This is a genomic window from Streptomyces sp. NPDC041796 (genome assembly GCF_055590785.1).
In genome coordinates, this window is sequence record NZ_JBVJAH010000023.1 from 1 (window position 1) to 17,373 (window position 17,373).

Here is a 17,373-nt window from a genome sequence, read left to right on the forward strand (position 1 = left end):
CCCCCCCCCCCCCCCCCCCCCCCCCCCCCCCCCCCCCCCCCCCCCCCCCCCCCCCCCCCCCCCCCCCCCCCCCCCCCCCCCCCCCCCCCCCCGCGTCCGTGGCCGAAGTCCTGCGAAAAGGTTTCATCGGCGTTTGACCGGCCGGTCACGCCCTGGTAACACCAATCTGTGACGATGCTTGTACGCCCCGCGCACGCGCCGCCGCGTGCGCAGTGCGCGCATCACTCCCCACTCCCGCTGAACCCGCTCTCAGGGAGGACCCAGACATGCAGGCCGCGACTCCGCAGGGACGCAAGGCAGAGCAGACGCGCCGGACGCACCCCGCACCCGACCTCCACGAGGTCCGGGCCAATGCCTTCCCGCGGGTGGCCGACGCCCTGCGCGCCGTCGAGTCGCTGCTCCTCAGCAGCGGCCAGCGAACCGCCCGCCGGAACGCCTGGACGTCCGTCCTGGAGGACCGGCGCCGCGCCAGGGACCGCGTCGAGGCGCAGCACGTACTGGAGGCCGTGGCGGGCCGCACTTCCCGGGCCACGTAAACTTCACAGCATGGCGAGGAAGGCAAAATCAGACAGCGGTGACGCCGCTGCGAACCCCGGGCGACTGAAGCAGATCGCTCTGACGTACAAGATGACCCGAAAGGCCGATCCGAAGGTCGGTCTTGTCGTCGCGGGCGTGGGACTCGTCGTCTTCGGCGTCCTCCTCGCGATCGGCTTCCTGATCGGGCATCCCATCTACCTGGGCATCCTGGGCTTCCTGCTGGCCTTCCTCGCGATGGCGATCGTCTTCGGGCGCCGCGCCGAGCGGGCGGCCTTCGGGCAGATGGAGGGCCAGCCGGGTGCGGCGGCCGCCGTCCTGCAGAACGTGGGCCGCGGCTGGACGACCACCCCGGCGGTGGCGATGAACCGCAACCAGGACGTGGTGCACCGCGCCGTCGGCAAGGCCGGCATCGTGCTGGTCGCCGAGGGCAACCCCAACCGGCTCAAGACGCTGCTGGCGGCCGAGAAGAGGAAGATGGCCCGCATCGTCGTCGACGTACCGGTGCACGACATCATCGTCGGCAACGGCGAGGGCCAGGTGCCGCTGAAGAAGGTCCGTACGACCATGCTGAAGCTGCCGCGGGTGCTCTCCGGCCCGCAGGTGACCGCCGCCAACGACCGGCTGCGGGCGATGGGCGATCTGATGAGCAACATGCCCCTGCCCAAGGGCCCCATGCCGAAGGGCATGCGGATGCCGCGCGGCGGCAAGATGCGCTAGGCGTACGCGGAGACGCTACGCGTACGCAGACGAAGAGGGGCGCCCCGCCGCGAAGGCGGGGCGCCCCTCTCGCTTTATCGCCTGCCTAGCCGCGTACCTGCACGGCGCGCGCGAGACGGTCGTGCAGCCCCCGGCCGTCGCGGTCCCAGACGAGCGCGGGGATGGCCAGGCACAGCAGCAGGCTGCGCAGCACGACGCGGCCGAGACCCAGCCGCTCGCCGTCGACGGAGATGACCCGCAGCCCGAGCATCCGCTTACCCGGCGTACTGCCGACCGTGCCCACGGTGAGGACGCCGAGTACGAAGAGAACGACCACGGCCCAGTTGCCCGCGCGGTTCCAGTCACCCGGCGCGATCAGGCCGTATGCGATCACCACGCACAAGGTCCAGTCCAGGAACAGGGCGCCGAAGCGGCGTCCGAGGGGAGCGATGGAGCCCGGCCCCTCCTGCGGCAGGCCGAGCCGTTCGCCCCGGTAGCCGAAGTCGGCACCCATCTCCTCGGCGGCCGCGCGCGGGCCGGAGAGCCACGATCCGATTGCTTGCCTGTTGTCCACCCGACCACCGTACTGTGCCCGCTTTCGATCACTTCGACCCGGGTCTGCTCGGGCGCCGGGACACTCGCTCCGGTTAACTTGGTCGAAACAAATGGGTCACGCTTGAGAAATCCCGCGTCCCTAGGGTCAGAACCAGCGTGTGCCACCGCACTGGCCGCACGACCGAGCTACAACCCCGCCCTCCCCCGGGTGGGAGTAGGAGGAGTTGGATGTTCCAGAACGCCGACGACGTCAAGAAGTACATCGCGGACAACGACGTCAAGATGATCGACGTCCGGTTCTGCGACCTTCCCGGCGTGATGCAGCACTTCACGATTCCGGCCACGGCGTTCGACCCGTCCGAGGAGCTGGCGTTCGACGGCTCGTCGATCCGCGGCTTCCAGGCGATCCACGAGTCGGACATGGCGCTGCGCGCGGACCTGTCGACGGCGCGCCTGGACCCGTTCCGCCGTGACAAGACGCTGAACATCAACTTCTTCATCCACGACCCGATCACGGGCGAGCAGTACAGCCGCGACCCGCGCAACATCGCCAAGAAGGCCGAGGCCTACCTCGCCTCCACCGGCATCGCGGACACCGCCTACTTCGGCCCCGAGGCGGAGTTCTACGTCTTCGACTCGGTCCGCTTCAACACCTCGGCGAACGAGGGCTTCTACCACATCGACTCCGAGGCAGGCGCCTGGAACACCGGCGCCCTCGAGGACAACCGCGGCTACAAGGTCCGCTACAAGGGCGGCTACTTCCCGGCCCCGCCGGTCGACCACTTCGCCGACCTGCGCGCCGAGATCTCCCTGGAGCTGGAGAACGTCGGCCTCCAGGTCGAGCGCCAGCACCACGAGGTCGGCACCGCCGGCCAGGCCGAGATCAACTACAAGTTCAACACGCTGCTCGCCGCGGCCGACGACCTGATGCTCTTCAAGTACATCGTGAAGAACGTCGCCTGGCGCAACGGCAAGACCGCGACCTTCATGCCCAAGCCGATCTTCGGTGACAACGGCTCCGGCATGCACGTGCACCAGTCGCTGTGGCAGGGCGGCTCCCCGCTCTTCTACGACGAGCAGGGCTACGCGGGCCTCTCCGACACCGCCCGCTACTACATCGGCGGCATCCTCAAGCACGCCCCGTCGCTGCTGGCCTTCACCAACCCGACGGTGAACTCCTACCACCGCCTGGTCCCCGGCTTCGAGGCCCCGGTCAACCTGGTCTACTCGCAGCGCAACCGCTCCGCCGCGATGCGCATCCCGATCACGGGCTCCAACCCGAAGGCCAAGCGCGTCGAGTTCCGCGCCCCGGACCCGTCCTCCAACCCGTACCTCGCCTTCTCGGCGCTGCTCCTCGCGGGCCTCGACGGCGTCAAGAACAAGATCGAGCCGGCCGAGCCGATCGACAAGGACCTCTACGAGCTCGCCCCCGAGGAGCACGCGGGCGTCCCGCAGGTCCCGACCTCCCTCCCGGCCGTCCTGGACGCGCTGGAGGAGGACAACGAGTACCTGCAGGCGGGTGGCGTCTTCACGTCCGACCTGATCGAGACGTGGATCGACTACAAGCGCACCAACGAGATCGCCCCGATCCAGCTGCGCCCGCACCCGCACGAGTTCGAGCTGTACTTCGACATCTAAGATCGCCGCAGGTCGGAGCGGGTTTCCGCTCCCCTGGGCCGTCTGTCGGCCGTCGGCCGTGCTCTTCCCCCACCGGAAGGCACGGCCGACGGCCGTTTACTTGGGTGCCTCTCAGGCCGCGACGGGAACCGCTCCGTCGCCGTCCTCCTCCGGTCCCGGACCGAACGCGCCGTCGATCGGTTTGCGGGCAGCAAGGTGCTGGCTGTTCGGCATGAGGTGGGTGCAGATCCGGAGGGTGAAGCGGGTCCGATGCCGCTTTTCCTGAGGCCGAAGCGCCCTCCGGAGCCGTGCCCGGTACAGCGGCTGTGGGCGACTGGCCCCGACCGCCTGCGGCTCTGGCAGACGCTCTGAACAGTGCCTCAGACCTCAGCGACCTTGCCGCTAGTAGTCGGCATCGAGGCGCACGCGCGGCAGCAAGTCGGCTCAGGCCAGGCTCTAGAGCCGCGCCGTCCGCCAGATCGGGTCGTCCGGTGCGGGGCGTCCGTCGAGGCGCTGGAGGGGTTCTCCGGTGAGCGAGAGATGCCGACGAGCGACGGCTATGAAGTGCCCCTGTGCGGCAACGACTCTCCCTCTGAGCTCCATCCAGTTCTCCTCGGGAGTCAGACCCCTCCGAATGGCGATGTGAAACCGCCAGATCTGCTCGTCAATGGCGTGCGCGGCTGCTGCAATGTCCCTGCTGGCAACGAGATTCACGCTGCCGAGGGCCTCGCCCCAGGGGCGCCAGTCGACTGTCGTCGGGGCCAGCACGCCTCGAGGGATGTCGTCAGGCCGGTTGCGATCCATGTCGCTGAGGTCTACAAGCACTGAGGATGATTCCCGCAGTACGCGGACGCAGGCTGCCGCCTGCTGTTCCCTGATCCAGTGGCGATCTTGAGCTCTTCTGCTGACGATGCTCCCAACGAATACGCCAATCAGTGTGGTCAGCACGGCGCCGACCGGAGCCGCCAGTAAGGCCAGGAATGACGTCATATCAGTCATTCTGGCGACGATGCGGTGGCTTGAGTAGCGGCTCATCTCAGCTCGCTGCGGTCGGCCAGTGGGCAGTGCCGGGCCCAGTGCGAAAGCCGGCGTCGGCCCGGACGACGGGCCGCGCGCCGCGCTGTGCGCGGCGGGTGCCAGGTCCAAAGGCTGCCCGAGTTGCCAACCAGCGTACGCCCCCTGATCATGCTCGGCCCCAGACCGGGCAGGCCACCGGCCAAACCCGCTCCACCGACCTCGAGATGTCGTGCGTGGCAACGTCATTCCTCACCCGGCGTCACATAGGGCGTAGGAAATGTTGCGGCGCGTGATCGATGGAGATGAAGCTGAGCGGGATGCACCGGATCCCAGCGAGCGCGGACGGAACCGCGCAGGTCGCGGTGCGCGAGGAGAGCGTGCGATGCGGATGATGATGAAGGCCCGTATGGACACCCAGATGTCGAATCAGGTGACGAAGGGAGGAGCGATGCCCGACTCGCTGAAGTCAACCATCGAGCGGCTGAAGCCGGAAGCCGCCTACTTCACCCCTGAGGGCGGGCGCTCCATGATTCTCGTATTCGACATGCAGGACAGCTCGCAGCTGCCCTCCATCGCCGATCCGTTCTTCCAGGAGATGGGCGCGGAGGTCACCTTTGAGCCGGTCATGAACCTCGAAGAATTGCAGAGAGGCCTTGCTGCCTTGCGGTAGCAAAGCTGACCTCAGCGCCCGGATGCTGAAGCCCCCCTGTGATCAAGCTGTACAGCACTGAAGTACCGCAACCCCAGCAACCACCCCCGTCCGCTACCGCCCCCAGGCCCCGTAGCAATCGGTATGACCTTCACTGACCGATCCCGCCAGAGCTAGGGATCAGAAGGCGGCCGTGCCCGAGCCGTGCCCGAAGGAGCGGTACACCACGGTCAACAACGGGGGCTGGGTGGAGCCCAGGAGTTCTCCCAGCACCCGTTGATGCTGGTTACGGCACTTTTGGGCACGGGAGATGCGGTGATTCCCAAGCTCAGAGCGCGGGTTCGATTCCCGTCACCCGCTCCACGAAGAAGGCCCAGGTCATCGACCCGGGCCTTTCTTGTTGTCTGGACCGGCTCAGGGGTCCTGTGTCCGAGGTCTACGCGATCCGGCCGCAGGACGCCCTGGACGGGGATGGCCCGCACGTCCGGAGCCACGACGGACGCCACCTGCTCCCAGCGCGGTAAGACTTTCCCTACTTCATCAAGGCCCGCGCACGGCGCGGGCGCGCGCCGCCTCAGCGGCGCGGCCTGCCTCCTGTCTTCGCCCCGGCTGGCCGCGCCCGGCGGCGCGCTGCGTGCATGCGGGCTGAGGTAGGAAACCCCGCTGTGGCTGGGGCGGTCGACTCCCAGCGGTGGTCATAAGGAAGATCGGATCCATGCCAGCCAGGAAAGCCCAGTAAGCGACCGTCATCAGCAGCGGCTCGCCAACGAAGGGCATGAAAAGGCCCAGCAGCAGACTGCCCTCGACGTCGATCCCGATGAGCGGCATCGTCCCACCGATGAACGCGATCACCACGCACCAGAGGCCCCAGGCACCAGCCGCGAGATCGAACAGGATGCCCAGCGCTGACGCCCAGCCGGGCACTTCTCGATTGCCCGTGTTCCCCCCAAGGAACCCCGCGTTAATGTGACCTAAGGCACAGCGACGGGAGGATACGGCGCAGCGTGCCCCTCACGTGCCTGATTCGAGAGGGAGAGACCGGAGGGGAACAACGGGGAACGCCGGGGAGTATCCCGAGAACACGCAGGTCAGCGCCTTGCCAGCTCAAGACCGATCTACGTACGCGATATCCCAAACTGGCGCCTTTGCGGGCGTAGCAGACACACCCTGCGCTCCTGCACCTATAGAGACAGCGCCCAGCCAACAACTCCTATGGGAGTGAGGGTGCAGACAACGCCGAAGCATAGGCATACGTAGGCCAGCGCCTTGAAAGGCTTCTGCCGCTGGGCTCGGCATGCTGCGAAGCAGACAAAGCTGACAATGGCGAGGCACGGCAGAGCTATGAAGAAAAACCCCAAGGCTGCCATGATCCCCCTGACGACCGGACCGCCGTACAGCAGCAAAGTACAGCAACCATCGTGTCATGGGCCCAGACCACCAACTGAACAGGTCGGCAGACCTCAGCGATCACCCCGCCCGTAGTTCGCATCGAGGAGGCGGCGAGTGTCTAACTGCGTGACAACGCCAGCGAACAGCGGCAAACAAGCGCAGACGCTTGCGGACCATCGCAGCAGGTGAGAGCCGTACAGCCCCAAGGTCGAGGGCCCACCCAAGTTGCTTCGGGACGAAGAGGTCGCTCCGGCGGGGTGCGCCGCATGACCGAAGACGCTCCCGGACTGTCCTGAGTACAGCCGGCCCATGAGGGCGGGCGGCTATGTCCTCTCCAAGCGGGAGGACGATGGCCGGCGCGCGCCTGCCGGTCGCTCTGGGGGTGTGCCAGTCGGCATGTCTGGTGGCGCTGGGCCGACCGGCCGGATGAGCCCTTGGAGGCTTGCGCGGTGCCGGAGCTGTTCCGCTGACATCCAACGCTGACATCAACGAGCGTGGACGGCAGCGACACGCGGCAACCACGTCCGGCACCGGTGCGCGAGTCGAGTCCGGACCAAGACGAGGGTAGATCGAACTCCTTAAAGCGGTGCTCGCCCACCAGCCAGTTCAGGGGGAGGGCCTGAGGCTGCCGCCGGCCCCCGGTCAGCCGCAGCAGGTCCAGCGCTACTTGCGACGGCCGTCTCTCCCTGCTGCAAGCGGTCTCCGAGCGTGCGCGTCCTGTCGGCAAGACGCTGAGCGAGCTCTGCCCTGGCTGTTTCCCGTATGCCCATGGGTGCCGGTCCTCTGTGGTGGGACGAGTTGCGGCATCTTTTCGCGGTTGGAGGACCCACATCACGGTTTCGCCGAGTCCGCGGCTAGGCCGGACTCCATGGCGGCGCGCCGCAGTGTCATCGAGGCACGGCAGGCTCACTTGCGTAGCGGCGCTCCCTCACTGCACCACAACCGCACCAGATCGGGCGGGGACCAGCGGGGAACCACGGTGAAAGCAACCACGCCCGACAAGGTGCCGACATGGCAGTCGTCCCAAGTCAGCGCCCGAACCGGCCGCGCGTGATCGCAGCTTCCCGAGCTCAGAGCTTCCACATCGCGGGAGCTCCGGAGACGCCAGCCACTTGAGGATGACGCGCCGTCGTCAGACCTCATGGGGGAGACGTCTGGCAAGAGCTCTGTCAGACCCCTCTGTCAGAGTCGTTCTTGTCAGTGGTCGCCGGATCCGGCAACGGGCGGGGAGGATGTGCGGTGGGGTTCTTCGACGATCTGGTGGTGGCGGCCGAGGCCGAGCCGCCGAGGCCGGAGTTCATGGATCTGGGGCCGGTCGGGGACACGACCGGTGACTTCCCGCCGGTGGAACATTTCCTGCCGGGTGCGGTGGATCTCGCCGTGGAGGCCGGGCGGGGTGAGCATGCGCGGTTGCTGCTCAGGGGGTGTTCCGTGTGGCCCGACTCGGTCACCCTGCACCTCGTGGCGTTCCGGCGCCGGGTGCGTACGCAGGAGTGCGTGACGTTCGGGCGACCTGATCCGGATGGGTTGCGGGTGGGTGTGGTGCTGGCGGACGGGCTGCGGGTCACGACGCTGGACGGTGAGCCGTGGCCGGTCACGGCGGCGTCCGGGCGGCGGGCGAGTCTGCGGGAGATGGGCGGTGGCGGGGGTCAGTTCCACCGTGAGGTCGATCTGTGGCTGTCGGAGCTTCCGCCCGAGGGGGTGATGACCCTGGTGGTGGAGTGGCCGCACGAGGGCGTTCCCGAGACGCACACGGTCATCGACGCGGGCGTGATCCGGGCGGCGGCGGCTCGTGCGGTGGAGATCTGGCCGGGGCAGGGGCCTTCCACACCGGTGGCGGACGGGGGCACGTCCGCGATGTGGGTGTCGATCGCCGGACCCGCCGGTCTCATGGCCACGACCCACTCCCACCACCTTGCCGCGGACCCGGAGACCGGCGTGTACGAGCCGCGGGACGACTGGAACGGTATGCGCTACGACGAGGGCTGGAGGGATCGACGGCTGGTACGGGTGCGCCTCGATGCCGGTGCCGACCCGGCGGCAGGGCTGCACGACGCCGCCGCGCACGGCACGGCGGAGGTCCTCGCGGAGCTGCTCGGCCGGCTGCCGGCGTCGGACGCCGACCGGCGGGACGACCAGGGGTTCACTCCGCTGTGGGAGGCGGTGTGCCACGGGAACGCGGAGACGGCCCGCGTGTTGGTGGACGCGGGGGCCAGTGCCTGGACGCCGCAGTGCGCCGGGAGGTCGGCGGGTGGTCTCGCCCTCACCGTCCCGGCTCTGGCGCCGCTCTTCGCCCGATTGCCCGGAGCGCAGGAGCCGACGCCCGAGGAGCGGGCGCTCCAGGAGGAGGCGGACCGCCTGATCGAGGTTCTCGAGGACGTGTTCACGGAGGGGCTGGGTGTCGCCTTCGTGGCCGGCCTCGACGAGGAGGAGGTCATCCGGCGGCTCGGCGCCGATCCGGCAGCGCACCCGGTGCTCGACCTCGACCGTCACCCCGGCCCGTACGGCACGGGCGTGGGCGGCTTCGACCCGGACGATTACGACGAGGCGCAGCAGTACGTGGGGGTGACCGGCGTGCCGGGCGGCTGCGTCCTGATACAGCCCTTGAGCTATCAGGTCAGCATGCCGGAGGTGCTGGAGCCGCTGTCCCTGTCGGCCAGGGCCTGCGGGATCTACTTCAATCCCAAGGGCGGGACGTTCGGGACGACCACGGTGGACGGTGAGACGGTCTGGGAGGGCGAGGTGTCCCTGTCCCCCGGGCCGGAGGAGACGGCCGAGTGGTGGCTGCTGCGGTGCTGGCAGTGGGGCTCCTCGCACGGAGCCCGCCGGATCGCCTATGCCTGCTGGACCGCCGGCTTGCGGCTGGCGGACAGTCGGCCCGTGACCGGTCCGCCCCGGCGGTGGGTGCGGCTGGGGACACCGGAGGGGTAGCCGACCCACCCGTATCAACCGGACAGTTCCCGCTCCAGCGGCGTGCGGAAGCGGGGGGTGATGCGGGTGGTGCCGAGCCAGGTGTGGAGGCGGGCCGCTTCGGCTTCGACGGCGGTGAGGGCCTCACGGCCCGGGTCGGGGACGAGGAGGCGCCAGACCGGTTCGCCGTCGGGGCGTTGGGCCCAGCCGCCGATGATGCGGCCGTTCCACCAGACGGTGGGGCCGATGTTGCCGCTGCGGTCGAAGAGGGCGGTGCGGTGGGCGGGGGTGAGGTACCAGTCGCGGCTCTGCCAGCCCATGGGGGTGGGGTCGAGGGCGGGGAGGAAGGCCGCCCAGGGGGCGGGGGGTTCGGTCAGGGAGGTGTCGTCGGGCAGGACGTGGCCGGTGGTGCCGTCGTCGAGGTCGACGGGGACGGCGTGGACGGCTTGGAGGGCTTTGCGTACGTCGGTGACCTTCCAGCCCGTCCACCACTTCAGGTCCGCCTCGGTCGCCGGGCCGTGGGAGGCCAGCCATGCGCGGGTGAGCGTGGCTCGGGCGTCGGCGGGAGGGAGGTCGGGGAGCGCGGGGGCGATCGCCCAGCGGAACTGGCTGGACGTCCACGAGCCGAGCGGCCTGCCCCGGACGACGCGGGCCTCGGTGCCGAGGAGGCGCAGCAGCCGGGTGGACACGGTCTGGCGCTGTTCGTAGCTCGTTCCGGGGGCGTACACGAACTGCTCGCGCAGCCGCGGTTCGTCCTTGGCCAGTTCGGCGGCGGTGGCCTCACCGCGCCGTGCGAGGGCTTCGAGGGTGGCTTTCTCGACGTCCGCGAGCCACTTCTCGTCGAGGGAGCTTCCGGCCGTCAACTGCTTGACGAGCGTGGCGCGTTCCCGGGCGGCGACGGCGTGGGTGGTGGACGCCTGGACGACGGGGGCGAGGGTGGTGGGGAGGACGAAGACCGTATGGCGCATACCGTGCATCCGGATCAGCGTGCGGTCCTCGTACAGGGCCCGTTCCATGGCGGCCACCGGCCCGGCCGGGTCGGCGAGGCGGGCTCCGGCGGCGAGGTGCACGGTGGCCGGGTCGGTGCCGTGCAGGGCGGTGAGGGAGTTCGCGACCTGCTCGACCGTCGTCGCGCGGGCCGCCGGCGCCAGGTGGTGGCGTACGGCGACGCGGTTCCGGCGTTCTTCGTCGGTCATTCGGGGGCGGGAGTGGGCCATGGTCTAGAACTTATCCATGGATGCGGTGATGTGTGACGGGGAACGGATCAACTTGGTGGCGCGGGAGCGCGAGGGCGCGGCCGGTGTGACCGTGGTGGTGCTGCACGGGGCGGGGAACGGCAGCGCGGAGCGGCTCGTCCCGGTGCTGGACGAGTTCGCGGGGCGTGGCTGCCGGGTGGTCGCACCGGACTTCTCCGGGCACGGGCGGAGCAGCGGCGCGCCGGAGGAACTGAGCCTGGAGCGGCGGTTCATACAGGCGCGTGCGGTCGTCGACCGGGTGGTGCCGGCGGACGACGAGCTGGTGCTGGTGGGCTTCAGCATGAGCGGTCAGACCGTCGCCGACCTGGCCGGTCACTACGGGGGAAGGGTGCGGGCCGTCGGGTTGTGCGCCCCGGCGGTGTACGCGCGGGAGGCGTGGGGTGTCCGGTTCGGGCACGGCTTCACGGAAATCATCCGGCGTGAGGGCGGCTGGCGGGACTCGGCCGCGCTGGAGGCGCTGCGGGCGTTCGAGGGTACGGCGGTGCTGGCCCTTCCCGGCAGCGACGAGGTGATCCCGCCGGCCGTCACCGAGGCCGTCGAGGACGCGCTCACGGCCCGCTCCCGGTACCGGCGGCTGGACGTGGAGCGGGCGGGCCACCGGCTGGGAAGCTGGTTCGCGACCGAGGCGGATGACCGGCGGCGCTTCGTGGACGCGGTGCTGGCGCCGCCGCGGACTTCGGTTTGGGTGGAGAAGTCGCTGCCCGAGGGCGACCGGGTGCGGTCCGCGCGGTGGCTGGCCGGCGGCTGGACGTCACAGATGCGGCTGCTGCGGACGGAGTCGGAACGGGAGCTGGTGCTGCGGTCGTTCGTCAAGCCGTTCTACCGGCGGCACGCGCCGGGGCTGCTCGCGCGGGAGGCGGAGGTGCTCGTCCTGCTGGCGGATTCGGACGTCCCGGTGCCGCGGTGCCTGGCCGTGGACGCCGCGGGCGAGTTCTGCGACGCGCCGTCGCTGCTGATGACGTGTCTGCCCGGTGCCGTACGGGTCGACGAGGCGGGCAGGGACAGCCGTGTCGACCTGCTGGCACGGCAGTTGGCCGCCATCCATGGGGTGAGCGTGCCGGAGGGTGCGCGTCCGCGCCCGTACCAGGCGTGGACGTCTCCGGAGCGGGTGAGGGTGCCGGACGGTACGGCCGTGCCGGAGCTGTGGGCGCGGGCGGTGGAGCTGATCGGGCGGGAGGCACCGGCGTACGAGGGGTGCTTCCTGCACCGGGACTTCCACCCGGGCAATGTCCTGTTCACGGGCGAGGGCGCGGGGCTGCGGCTGAGCGGTGTCGTCGACTGGGTGGAGACCTCCTGGGGGCCGGCGGACCTGGATGTGGCGCACTGCTCGACGGCGTTGGCGCTGCTGTACGGGGTGGAGTGCGGGCTGCGGTTCGCCGAGCGGTACGTCGCGCACGGCGGCGCACTGTCCCCGGACCCCGAGGCCCGGCTGTACTGGCGGCTCCTGGACGCGCTGGCGTTCGCACCGGACGCGGACAAGGTGGGGCGGTCCTGGCGCGAGCTGGGGCGCACGGATCTGACGCCTCGGGTACTGACGGCACGCCTGGAGGCCTATGTGGCCGCGCTCGTCGACGGGCGCGGGCTGTAGCGGGCGCGGGCTGTAGCGGGTGCGGGGTGCGGCCGGGCGCGGATCGTGGCCGGGCACCGGACCGTGGCCGGGCGGTCCCCGTGCCCGCCGCACGCCTTTCGTGGGCGGTGGACACGGGGTGGTGCACGGGCTGGGGCTCAGCGGCTGCTGTGGATCAGCGCCCGGACCATCCGGCACGTGATGTCGGACGGCGGGTGGATGCCGATGCGCTCCGCCGTGCTCCGTATCGTGTCGTTGTCGGCCTTCGACGGGTGGTAGACGCCCGAGTCGAGCAGGGCGATCGCCAGCCGCATGGCCTTCAGGCGGCGGTTGTGGGAGACGTACCACTCGCGGGGCCTGCCCGCGGGCAGCGGCTTCTTCTGCAGGGGCTTGAAAGGTTCGAGGGGCAGTGTCGTGAGTGCGGCAACGGCCATCGGCGACCTCCTGGTACGCGGTGTGGGGACCCTCCCCCGGGCCCTCACGAACTACCTCGATTTTACCGCCGCCCACTGACAATCGGCCCTGGCCAGCACCGCTTTGAGCGGTTGTGAGGGGTACGGTGGCGGGCATGGAGATCTGGATCAATCCCGCCTGTTCCAAGTGCCGTGGCGCCCTGAAGCTGCTCGACGAGGAGGGGGCCGACTACACCGTCCGCCGCTACCTGGAGGACGTGCCGTCCGCCGACGAGATCCGGGACGTGCTGACCCGCCTCGGACTCGAACCGTGGGACATCACCCGTACGCAGGAGCCCGCGGCGAAGGAGCTCGGGCTGAAGGAGTGGCCGCGCGAGGCCGGTTCGCGCGAGCGGTGGATCACGGCACTGGTGGAGCATCCGAAGCTGATCCAGCGCCCGATCATCACCGCCGACGACGGCACGGCGGTCGTGGCCCGGACGGACGAGGCGGTACGGGACGCGCTCGGCCGCTCGTGACCGTCGCGCCGGGAGGCCAACTGTGGGGCGGGTGAAATCCATTGAGACAAAAGAGAGTTGAGTAGATCCGCCTTGCTACTCGTACGTAGGGGCACACACGGAACCGATCCGGCCGTCGCTCCCCCGTACGGCCGGGGACAGGAGCCCCTACGTGTCACGCAAGAAGACGCTCAGTGGTAAGAAGAAGATCGCCCTGCTCGTCGGCGCCGCCGCGATGGTCGGCGGTACGGCGATCGTGATGACCGGGACCAGCCAGGCGTCGGTGGCCTGCGACGGGCTGGCCACGGCGCTGAGCAACAACGAGAAGTTCATCGCCGGGCAGCAGGCCAACCCGGACGCCCAGTCCGAGGCGCGGATCGCCAACCGGCAGGCGGTCATCGAGCAGATCAAACGCCAGCAGGAAGCCGCCGGTTGCGAGGTCGGCCAGGGCAGTGCCCAAGGCGGCGCCGAGGCCGGCGGCGCCCAGGGCGCGGGCGGCGCCGAGGCGGGCGGCCAGGCGCCGGGTGCCGGTGCCGGTCAGGGCGCGGGCCAGGGCAACGGCAAGGGTCAGGGCCAGGCCAACGGCAACCAGGGCGCCGGGAACGGCCAGGGCGGCGCAGGTCAGGACGATGGCGCCGGAGACGCCACCGCTCAGCCGCCGGCCGCCCAGGGCGGCCAGCAAGGAGGTCAGCAGGCCGGCCAGCAGGGCGGTGGTGAAGCCGGCGAGGTGGTCTGCGCCGGGTCGACCGTGACCCTCTCCGGCGAGGGCGGCGCCCCGGCCGCCTCCAGCAACCAGTTCCCGCTCGGGACCAAGCTCAAGGTGACCAACCTGGACAACAACAAGTCCACGACCGTCGAGGTCACCTCCGTCTCCGGAAGCTGCGCCCTGCTCAACAACGCGGCCTTCGAGCAGGTCCGCGAGCCCGGCAAGTTCCTGATCCGCAAGGCCCGGATCGAGCGCGTCGGCTGACGGGGCACCGCCCCGTACCCCCCCCGGACAGGAGGCGCGGTTCAGTCGGCGAACCGCGCCTCCGCTTCCCCTTCTTCCCCTGCCGCCTCCGTCTTCGCTTCCCCTACCGCCTCCGCTGCCCCTACCGCCTCGGCCTTCGCCTCCGCGTCGGCCAGGATTTCCGTCACGCGCAGCCCGAACCGTACGTCGCAGGCGTGAGCCTCCCCGCTCCGTACCGCCGCCAGCAGCGCGTCCACCGCCGCACCGAACGAGCCGACCGCGTCCGCCCACGACGGCATCGCCACGCGCCCGTGGTCACCGAAGAGCGTGATGCCCGCCTCCGAGGCCCGCACCGGGGCGCTCAGGCTCAGCGTGAGGGTGCTGCCCGCGCCCGACGCGTGCCGCAGCACCAGGTGCCGGGCGTCCGCCGGGCCCGCGACGGCCGACGCGACCTCCGTCACGTCCCCGAGCACGGGCAGGAGCACCGACAGCACGTGCGGGCCCACGTCCCACAGCCCGCCCTTCTCCCGGCGCCAGGGCGAGGCGGCGTAGGCGCTCGTCGACTCGCGTGAGAACAGCGCGCCCAGCCAGTGGGCCTGCGCCAGGTACCAGCCGCCCAGCGCCGCCTGCTCCTCGACCCACGGCGCGGTGTCGGAGGCGAACCGGAGCGTACAGAACACGACGGAGGCGACTCCCGCCCTGCCGGCGGCGTCCGCCACCTCCAGGGCGCCCGCCACGGTCGTGGCGACCGGCTTGTCGAGCAGCAGATGGCACCCGGCCGCCGCGGCACGTGCGGCCAGGGGCGCCTGCACGTCCGGGGGCAGGGCGAAGGCGACCGCGTCGCTGGCCGCCAGCAGCGCGTCCACGTCGTCGTACGCCCGCGTCCCATGGGTGGCGGCGAGCGCGGCCGCCGCGTCCGGGCGCCTGCCCCACACCCCGCTGAAGGTGATGCCGGGGTGGGCGGCGAGCGCGGGGGCGTGGGTGCGGGCGGCCCAGGGGCCGGTGCCGAGGAGTCCGATGCGCGGCTTGCTGTCCATGCCCGCCAGTCTGCCCCCTGTACGACCATCACACCGGACGCACCCTGCATACCTTCCGGGCCCACGTTCCGGCGCGCCGGTCCCGCGCTCGCACAGTGGCTGGGCGAAACACAGGAAACCTGAGTAACACGGGGTTCACAAACGGGCAACGGTCGGGAAATCCCGTATTGCGAAGCTGCGCGACATACCGCTGCACCCGCAAAGGATGAGGCCCCCGTGACCACCATCAAGGCTGAGTACATCTGGATCGACGGCACCGAGCCGACCGCCAAGCTTCGCTCGAAGACGAAGATACTGGTCGGCTCCGCCCCCACCGGCGTCGCCGATCTGCCCATCTGGGGCTTCGACGGGTCCAGCACCAACCAGGCCGAGGGGCACGCCTCCGACCGTGTGCTGAAGCCGGTCTTCTCCTGCCCGGACCCGATCCGCGGCGGTGACGACATCCTCGTCCTGTGCGAGGTCCTGAACACGGACATGACGCCGCACGAGTCCAACACGCGCGCCGCGCTGGCCGAGGTCGCGGAGCGGTTCGCCTCGCAGGAGCCGATCTTCGGCATCGAGCAGGAGTACACCTTCTTCAAGGGCTCCCGCCCGCTCGGCTTCCCCGAGGGCGGCTTCCCGGCCGCGCAGGGCGGCTACTACTGCGGTGTGGGCTCGGACGAGATCTTCGGCCGTGACGTCGTCGAAGCCCACCTGGAGAACTGCCTGAAGGCGGGCCTGGGCATCTCCGGCATCAACGCCGAGGTCATGCCCGGCCAGTGGGAGTTCCAGGTCGGCCCGCTGGCGCCGCTGGAGGTCTCGGACCAGCTGTGGGTCGCCCGCTGGCTGCTCTACCGCACCGCCGAGGACTTCGACATCTCCGCCACCCTGGACCCCAAGCCGGTCAAGGGTGACTGGAACGGCGCCGGCGCGCACACCAACTTCTCCACGAAGGCGATGCGCGAGGGCTACGACGCGATCATCACCGCGTGCGAGGCACTGGGCGAGGGCTCGAAGCCGATGGACCACGTCAAGAACTACGGCGCCGGCATCGACGACCGCCTGACCGGTCTGCACGAGACCGCCCCGTGGAACGAGTACAGCTACGGCGTCTCGGACCGCGGTGCCTCGGTCCGCATCCCGTGGCAGGTCGAGAAGGACGGCAAGGGCTACATCGAGGACCGCCGTCCCAACGCCAACGTCGACCCGTACACGGTGACCCGCCTGCTGGTGGACACCTGCTGCTCCGCTCTGGAGAAGGCCGGCCAGGTCTGATCCCGCACTCCCGCGCCCTGTGCCACGGCCGGAGGGCGCCCACCGTTCGCGGTGGGCGCCCTCCGGCCGTCACTGTCAGTGGTGTCTGCCACAGTGGATCCATGCTTGCGATCAGGGTGGAGACGGAGAGGCACGGCGAGGAGTACGCCCGCCTTCCGGCGGAGCGGCTCGGGGATCTCGTGCGGCGCATCGGCGCGGACGGGGACCACTTCGTGGTCGCCCAGCGGATACCGGACGTGCCGGACGTCTTCATCCAGGTGTGGCACGCGGACGGCGGCGGCTACCAGCTGGAGTACCGGGACGGGGCGCCCGAGCGGCACTTCATGGCGGAGCTGGCCGACGCCGCGCGGGTCGCCGAGGTCATGGTGCGCTGGGCCCGGCAGGAGAGCGGCTGGGACACCGGGCTGACCTGGCAGGGCGTCGGGCTGCCGGTGCCCGAGCCGGTGCCGGAGCTGGACGCGGGGACCCGCGCGGAGGTGGAGGACCACGTGCGGGAGCTGCTCGTGTGCGGGTACGCGAACCGGGCGGAGCTCGCCGAGGCCGCCGAGTGGTGGCTGGTCAGGGGGGACGAGCGGCCGGTGTCCGCCGCCCAGGCGCGGCGGCTGGTGGACCGGCTGTGGCGGGAGCGGCTGGAGGAGCAGGCCACCTGGGAAGGGACGACGGACCCGGAGCGGATATCCCGCGCCTTCGCCGCTCTCGAGGCACGCGGCATCGTGGCCCGGGAGCACTTCACCTGCTGCCGCACGTGCGGTACGGCGGAGATCGGCGAGGAGGCGGACGACGCGTCACGCGGGTTCGTCTACTTCCACACCCAGTGCACCGAGGGCGCGGCGGCGGGGCACGGGCTGTTTCTCCTGTACGGCGGGTTCGACGGCTCCGCGGAGACCACGGCCGCCGTCGGGCGGGAGGTCGTCGCGGCCCTCGGCGAGGAGGGGTTGGCGGTGGACTGGAACGGCTCCCCGGAGCGGGCGATCATCGTGACGGGGCTGGAGTGGAGCAAGCGGCTGCCGTGAGACGGTGCCGGTCCGCG

Annotated in this window: 16 protein-coding genes and 1 pseudogene; 11 read left to right on the plus strand and 6 right to left on the minus strand. The window is 70.5% G+C overall.

Annotation, left to right across the window (positions count from 1 at the left end; translation table 11 throughout):
* Positions 1-266: 266 nt before the first annotated feature.
* Together ACZ6C1_RS32500 and ACZ6C1_RS32505 are read left to right on the plus strand one after the other, a co-directional pair.
* Complete coding sequence (locus ACZ6C1_RS32500) at positions 267-536, plus strand: SCO2195 family GlnR-regulated protein (RefSeq protein ID WP_469245941.1); 270 nt, start codon at positions 267-269, stop codon at positions 534-536.
* A gap of 10 nt (positions 537-546) precedes the next feature.
* Positions 547-1,254 (plus strand): DUF4191 domain-containing protein, encoded by a 708-nt coding sequence (locus ACZ6C1_RS32505; protein ID WP_469245942.1) that lies wholly within the window; start codon positions 547-549, stop codon positions 1,252-1,254.
* 85 nt (positions 1,255-1,339) lie between these two features.
* On the opposite strand, the gene ACZ6C1_RS32510 is transcribed toward ACZ6C1_RS32505, so the two are convergent.
* Positions 1,340-1,807, minus strand: coding sequence for an RDD family protein (locus ACZ6C1_RS32510; protein WP_469245943.1), 468 nt, complete (start codon positions 1,805-1,807; stop codon positions 1,340-1,342).
* Between the two features lie 209 nt (positions 1,808-2,016).
* Here ACZ6C1_RS32510 and glnA point away from each other — a divergent pair, with 209 nt between their 5' ends.
* The gene (gene glnA / locus ACZ6C1_RS32515) at positions 2,017-3,426 is read left to right on the plus strand and encodes a type I glutamate--ammonia ligase (RefSeq protein ID WP_084897134.1); all 1,410 of its coding nucleotides are present in this window, start codon (positions 2,017-2,019) and stop codon (positions 3,424-3,426) included.
* Positions 3,427-3,861: 435 nt separating this feature from the next.
* Here glnA and ACZ6C1_RS32520 read toward each other — a convergent pair whose 3' ends face one another.
* Positions 3,862-4,404 (minus strand): hypothetical protein, encoded by a 543-nt coding sequence (locus ACZ6C1_RS32520; protein WP_469245944.1) that lies wholly within the window; start codon positions 4,402-4,404, stop codon positions 3,862-3,864.
* A gap of 400 nt (positions 4,405-4,804) precedes the next feature.
* Here ACZ6C1_RS32520 and ACZ6C1_RS32525 point away from each other — a divergent pair, with 400 nt between their 5' ends.
* Together ACZ6C1_RS32525 and ACZ6C1_RS32530 are read left to right on the plus strand one after the other, a co-directional pair.
* Positions 4,805-5,092, plus strand: coding sequence for a DUF3303 family protein (locus ACZ6C1_RS32525; RefSeq protein ID WP_469245945.1), 288 nt, complete (start codon positions 4,805-4,807; stop codon positions 5,090-5,092).
* Positions 5,093-5,499: 407 nt separating this feature from the next.
* Positions 5,500-5,595, plus strand: a pseudogene (locus ACZ6C1_RS32530) (NUDIX hydrolase); the annotation flags it as partial.
* Between the two features lie 16 nt (positions 5,596-5,611).
* On the opposite strand, the gene ACZ6C1_RS32535 reads toward ACZ6C1_RS32530, so the two are convergent.
* Complete coding sequence (locus ACZ6C1_RS32535; protein ID WP_469245946.1) at positions 5,612-5,995, minus strand: hypothetical protein; 384 nt, start codon at positions 5,993-5,995, stop codon at positions 5,612-5,614.
* Positions 5,996-7,699: 1,704 nt separating this feature from the next.
* Here ACZ6C1_RS32535 and ACZ6C1_RS32540 point away from each other — a divergent pair.
* Positions 7,700-9,391, plus strand: a complete 1,692-nt coding sequence (locus ACZ6C1_RS32540) for an ankyrin repeat domain-containing protein (protein ID WP_469245947.1) — start codon at positions 7,700-7,702, stop codon at positions 9,389-9,391.
* A 14-nt stretch (positions 9,392-9,405) separates the two neighbouring features.
* Here ACZ6C1_RS32540 and ACZ6C1_RS32545 read toward each other — a convergent pair whose 3' ends face one another.
* Entirely contained in the window at positions 9,406-10,566 is a 1,161-nt protein-coding gene (locus ACZ6C1_RS32545) for a winged helix DNA-binding domain-containing protein (RefSeq protein ID WP_469245948.1), read from the minus strand.
* Positions 10,567-10,603: 37 nt separating this feature from the next.
* On the opposite strand from ACZ6C1_RS32545, the gene ACZ6C1_RS32550 reads away from it, so the two are divergent.
* Positions 10,604-12,214: an alpha/beta fold hydrolase gene (locus ACZ6C1_RS32550; protein WP_469245949.1), complete on the plus strand. Its 1,611-nt coding sequence runs from the start codon at positions 10,604-10,606 to the stop codon at positions 12,212-12,214.
* Between the two features lie 137 nt (positions 12,215-12,351).
* Here the strand turns inward: ACZ6C1_RS32550 and ACZ6C1_RS32555 are convergent, their stop codons facing one another.
* Entirely contained in the window at positions 12,352-12,627 is a 276-nt protein-coding gene (locus ACZ6C1_RS32555) for a hypothetical protein (RefSeq protein ID WP_469245950.1), read from the minus strand.
* 134 nt (positions 12,628-12,761) lie between these two features.
* Here ACZ6C1_RS32555 and ACZ6C1_RS32560 point away from each other — a divergent pair, with 134 nt between their 5' ends.
* Both ACZ6C1_RS32560 and ACZ6C1_RS32565 read left to right on the plus strand, forming a co-directional pair.
* The gene (locus ACZ6C1_RS32560; protein ID WP_469245951.1) at positions 12,762-13,124 is read left to right on the plus strand and encodes an arsenate reductase family protein; all 363 of its coding nucleotides are present in this window, start codon (positions 12,762-12,764) and stop codon (positions 13,122-13,124) included.
* Between the two features lie 151 nt (positions 13,125-13,275).
* Positions 13,276-14,073, plus strand: coding sequence for an RlpA-like double-psi beta-barrel domain-containing protein (locus ACZ6C1_RS32565; RefSeq protein ID WP_469245952.1), 798 nt, complete (start codon positions 13,276-13,278; stop codon positions 14,071-14,073).
* 41 nt (positions 14,074-14,114) lie between these two features.
* On the opposite strand, the gene ACZ6C1_RS32570 is transcribed toward ACZ6C1_RS32565, so the two are convergent.
* Complete coding sequence (locus tag ACZ6C1_RS32570) at positions 14,115-15,089, minus strand: Gfo/Idh/MocA family protein (RefSeq protein ID WP_469245953.1); 975 nt, start codon at positions 15,087-15,089, stop codon at positions 14,115-14,117.
* A gap of 216 nt (positions 15,090-15,305) precedes the next feature.
* Between ACZ6C1_RS32570 and glnII the strand changes: the two genes are divergently transcribed.
* Positions 15,306-16,343: a glutamine synthetase gene (gene glnII, locus ACZ6C1_RS32575; protein WP_469245954.1), complete on the plus strand. Its 1,038-nt coding sequence runs from the start codon at positions 15,306-15,308 to the stop codon at positions 16,341-16,343.
* Between the two features lie 101 nt (positions 16,344-16,444).
* Positions 16,445-17,356 carry a DUF6891 domain-containing protein gene (locus ACZ6C1_RS32580; protein ID WP_469245955.1) on the plus strand — a complete coding sequence of 304 codons (912 nt, stop codon included), beginning with the start codon at positions 16,445-16,447 and terminating at the stop codon, positions 17,354-17,356.
* Positions 17,357-17,373 lie beyond the last annotated feature (17 nt).

What these genes read in the sequence shown, in the direction of transcription:
- ACZ6C1_RS32580 (WP_469245955.1), top strand. Translation starts at nt 16,445, where the DNA reads ATGCTTGCGATCAGGGTGGAGACGGAGAGGCACGGCGAGGAGTACGCC.
- ACZ6C1_RS32500 (WP_469245941.1), top strand. Translation starts at nt 267, where the DNA reads ATGCAGGCCGCGACTCCGCAGGGACGCAAGGCAGAGCAGACGCGCCGG.
- ACZ6C1_RS32545 (WP_469245948.1), bottom strand. Translation starts at nt 10,566, where the DNA reads ATGACCGACGAAGAACGCCGGAACCGCGTCGCCGTACGCCACCACCTG.
- ACZ6C1_RS32550 (WP_469245949.1), top strand. Translation starts at nt 10,604, where the DNA reads ATGGATGCGGTGATGTGTGACGGGGAACGGATCAACTTGGTGGCGCGG.
- ACZ6C1_RS32505 (WP_469245942.1), top strand. Translation starts at nt 547, where the DNA reads ATGGCGAGGAAGGCAAAATCAGACAGCGGTGACGCCGCTGCGAACCCC.
- ACZ6C1_RS32520 (WP_469245944.1), bottom strand. Translation starts at nt 4,404, where the DNA reads ATGACTGATATGACGTCATTCCTGGCCTTACTGGCGGCTCCGGTCGGC.
- ACZ6C1_RS32555 (WP_469245950.1), bottom strand. Translation starts at nt 12,627, where the DNA reads ATGGCCGTTGCCGCACTCACGACACTGCCCCTCGAACCTTTCAAGCCC.
- glnA (WP_084897134.1), top strand. Translation starts at nt 2,017, where the DNA reads ATGTTCCAGAACGCCGACGACGTCAAGAAGTACATCGCGGACAACGAC.
- ACZ6C1_RS32570 (WP_469245953.1), bottom strand. Translation starts at nt 15,089, where the DNA reads ATGGACAGCAAGCCGCGCATCGGACTCCTCGGCACCGGCCCCTGGGCC.
- ACZ6C1_RS32560 (WP_469245951.1), top strand. Translation starts at nt 12,762, where the DNA reads ATGGAGATCTGGATCAATCCCGCCTGTTCCAAGTGCCGTGGCGCCCTG.
- ACZ6C1_RS32525 (WP_469245945.1), top strand. Translation starts at nt 4,805, where the DNA reads ATGCGGATGATGATGAAGGCCCGTATGGACACCCAGATGTCGAATCAG.